Origin of the sequence: Ideonella azotifigens (assembly GCF_006519715.1) — a bacterium.
In the GTDB taxonomy this organism is placed as follows: domain Bacteria; phylum Pseudomonadota; class Gammaproteobacteria; order Burkholderiales; family Burkholderiaceae_C; genus Ideonella; species Ideonella azotifigens.
In genome coordinates, this window is record NZ_VIDT01000625.1 from 1 (window position 1) to 3,280 (window position 3,280).

Consider the following 3,280-nt stretch of genomic DNA (forward strand, 5'->3'; position numbering starts at 1 on the left):
CTCTCCGGCCTGGAAGGCCAGCAGCAGCGCCCGGTCGCACAGCACGTTGATGCGCCGCGGCGTGCCGCGGCACAGCCGGTGCAGCCGGCGGATCGCGTCGTCCTCGAACAGGCCAGGCCCCTGGTAACCGGCCACTTCGAGCCGGTGCGCCAGGTAGCGCCGCACCTCGTCCAGCGAAAGCGCCGGCAGGTGGAAACGCGCCACCACGCGCTGCGAGACCGATTCCATCTCGGTCATCGCCAGCATGTTGCGCAGTTCGGGCTGGCCGATCAGCAGCACCTGCACCAGCTTGCTCTCGTTGGTCACCAGGTTGGTCAGGAGGCGCAGCTGTTCCAGCACGTCGAACGACAGCGCCTGCGCCTCGTCCACCGCGATCAGCGTGCGCCGGCCGCTGGCGTGGGCCAGCAGCAGGTGGCCGTGCAGTGCGTCGATCAGGTCGGCCTGGTCGTCGGCCAGCTCGATGCGCAACTCCTCGCACAGCCGCCGCAGCAGCGCCGTCACACCGAGCTTGGGATTGGCCACGTAGGCCACGTCCACATGCCCGGGCAGCTGCTCCAGGAAGGCGCGCCAGACGGTGGTCTTGCCGGCGCCGATCTCGCCGGTCAGCAAGACAAAGCCGCCGGCCCGCCGCAGCCCGTACATCAGGTAGCCCAGCGCTTCGCGGTGCTTGTCGCTGAGGTAGAGGAAACGCGGGTCCGGCGCCACCGAAAACGGCTCGCAGGCCAGGCCGAAATACGACTCGTACATGGGCCAGCAGCATAACGGCGCGGCTGGCTAAGATCCGCGCATTGCCATCTCTGGCCCCACAGGACTTGCCCGATGCCTTACATGCTGCTGATCAACGAACCCACGGGCCAGCGCGAGGCGCGCGGCCGCGTCGAAGGCGAAAAGGTCTACGCCCGCATGCTGGACTTTGCCGCCACGCTGCAGGCGCGCGGCGTGCTGCAGGCCGCCCAGTCGCTGGCCGGGCTGGAGCAGGCGACGAAAGTCCAGGTGCGCGACGGCCAGCCGCGCTGGGTCGACGGGCCGTTTGCCGAGGTCAAGGAAATGGTCGGCGGCTATTTCCTGGTCGACGTGCCGACGCGCGAGGAAGCGCTGGCGATTGCCGCCGCCTGCCCGGCCGCGGAATGGGCGACCATCGAAGTGCGCAACCTTGGCCCGTGTTTCCACGACCTGCCCGCCTGAACCAGATTTTTAGGTATTAACCCTCGGCCCCTGTCGATCCGGCCTGGTCTGCCTCGTCGTCAAGACATGAGCGCAGACACAAGGAGAGCCCGATGCGATTCATGATCATCGTCAAGGCCACCGCCGAGACCGAAGCCGAGGCGCTGATGGGCGACGCGGCGCTGATGGCCGAGATGAGTGCCTACCACCAGCAGCTGAGCCAGGCCGGCGCACTGCTGGATGCCCACGGCCTGAAGCCCAGCCGCGAAGGCTGGCGCATCCGCCACGGCAGCGACGCGGCCGGCAAACCCACGCGCCAGGTGACCGACGGCCCGTTTGCCGAGACCAAGGAACTGATCGCCGGCTACACGCTGATCCAGGTCCGCTCGCGCGAAGAGGCGATGGAGTGGGCCCGCCGTTTCCCGGCGCCGATGGGCGCGGGCCGGCCGGCCGAGATCGAGGTGCGCCTGCTGTACGAGCCGCATGAGCTGGACGATTTCCCCCGCGCTGCGGCCGACTGAACTGCATCCCAACCCCCAGGAACCCTTCCATGTTGAAAGCCCTGAGCTACGGCGGCCTCGCGCTGCTGGCCGTGATTGTGCTGGTGCTGATCGCCGCGACCTTCCGGCCCGACACCTTCCGCGTCGAGCGCCACATCACCATCGCCGCATCACCCGAAAAGCTGTACCCCTTTGTCAGCGACATGCACCAATTCAACCGCTGGAACCCCTACCTGCGCAAGGACCCGGCGTCCAAGCAGCGCTACGGCGAGATCACTGCCGGCCCCGGCGGTTTCTACGCCTGGGAGAGCGAGTCGCTGGGCGTGGGCAGCATGCGCATCGAGCAGGTGCAGCCGCCGCGCGAAGTGCACATGGCGCTGGAATTCGTCAAGCCCTTCGAGGCCCACAACCAGGCCGACTTCACGCTCACACCCCAAGGCCAGCAGACCGTGGTCACCTGGGCCATGCACGGTCCGGCCAACTACCTGAGCAAGCTGATGGACCTCCTGACCCTGATGGACCGCATGGTCGGCCGCGACTTCGAGGACGGCCTTCAAAACCTCAAGGCCCTGGCTGAATGAAGCACCCGGTAGGCCGGGTACGGCCCACCACCCGCCGGGCGGGTGCCTGGCCACCTTGGGGCGGCCCGGCGGCGGCCAGGCGTACCGCGTCCACCGGCCCTGCGCCAGCGACCCTTCCTCTTCTTCCGTGATCAATTCTGGAGTCCTCATGCACAAGCAAATCTTCGTCAACCTGCCCACCCGCAACCTGCCTGCGGCCCGCGCCTTCTTCGAGGCCATGGGGTATTCGTTCAACCCGCAGTTCAGCAACGACGCCGGCGCCTGCCTGGTGCTGGGTGACAACCTGTTCGCGATGATGCTGAGCGAGCCGTTTTTCCAGGGTTTCGCGCGCAAGCCGATCGCCGATGCGCGGGAGGTTACCGAGGTGCTGGTCTGCCTGTCCTGCGAAAGCCGGGCCGAGGTCGATGAACTGGTCGCCAAGGCGGTGGCGGCCGGCGGCAGCGCCCCGCGCCCGCCGGTGGACCACGGCTTCATGTACGGCCATGGTTTCGAGGACCTGGATGGCCACGTCTGGGAACTGGCCTACATGGACGCTTCCGCCGCCGGCAATCCCACAAAGGACGCCTGACGTGACGAAGGCGTCGGCTGCGCAAGATGACGCGATCGATCGCACCCAGCGTACCATCGCCGCCGTCTGGCGCATCGAGTCGGCGCGCATCGTCGCCAGCGTTGCGCGCATGGTGCGCGACGTCGGCCGCGCGGAAGAACTGGCGCAGGACGCACTGGTCACCGCGCTGGAGCACTGGCCCAGGGAAGGCCTTCCCGACAACCCCGGTGCCTGGCTGATGACGGTGGCCAAGCGCCGCGCGCTCGACGCGATCCGCCAGCACGCGATGCAGCAACGCCACCACGAAGTCATCGGCGAAGAGCAGGAGGCGCTGGGCACCGGCGTCGTGCCCGACTTCACCGACGCGCTGGACGCCGCGCGCCAGGACGTGATCGGTGACGACCTGCTGCGACTGATCTTCACCGCCTGCCACCCGGTGCTTTCGCCCGAGGCCCGTGTCGCGCTGACGCTGCGCCTGCTCGGCGGCC

6 protein-coding genes are annotated in these 3,280 nt (G+C 68.2%); 5 read left to right on the top strand and 1 reads right to left on the bottom strand.

What is annotated here, in order from left to right; genetic code table 11:
• Window positions 1-747 (bottom strand): ExeA family protein (locus tag FKP22_RS25220; RefSeq protein ID WP_141290454.1); only part of this gene is annotated, 747 nt, incomplete at its 3' end.
• Between the two features lie 72 nt (window positions 748-819).
• On the opposite strand from FKP22_RS25220, the gene FKP22_RS25225 reads away from it, so the two are divergent.
• The 5 genes from FKP22_RS25225 to FKP22_RS25245 form a co-directional block, all read left to right on the top strand.
• Window positions 820-1,185: a YciI family protein gene (locus FKP22_RS25225; RefSeq protein ID WP_141290456.1), complete on the top strand. Its 366-nt coding sequence runs from the start codon at window positions 820-822 to the stop codon at window positions 1,183-1,185.
• Window positions 1,186-1,277: 92 nt separating this feature from the next.
• A complete protein-coding gene (locus tag FKP22_RS25230; RefSeq protein ID WP_141290458.1) occupies window positions 1,278-1,685 on the top strand; it encodes a YciI family protein in 408 nt (135 codons plus the stop codon).
• Window positions 1,686-1,714: 29 nt separating this feature from the next.
• Window positions 1,715-2,245 carry an SRPBCC family protein gene (locus FKP22_RS25235; RefSeq protein ID WP_141290460.1) on the top strand — a complete coding sequence of 177 codons (531 nt, stop codon included), beginning with the start codon at window positions 1,715-1,717 and terminating at the stop codon, window positions 2,243-2,245.
• A gap of 148 nt (window positions 2,246-2,393) precedes the next feature.
• Window positions 2,394-2,813: a VOC family protein gene (locus FKP22_RS25240; protein ID WP_141290462.1), complete on the top strand. Its 420-nt coding sequence runs from the start codon at window positions 2,394-2,396 to the stop codon at window positions 2,811-2,813.
• Between the two features lies 1 nt (window position 2,814).
• The coding region (locus FKP22_RS25245; RefSeq protein ID WP_310733377.1) for a sigma factor at window positions 2,815-3,280 on the top strand (466 nt) is incomplete at its 3' end.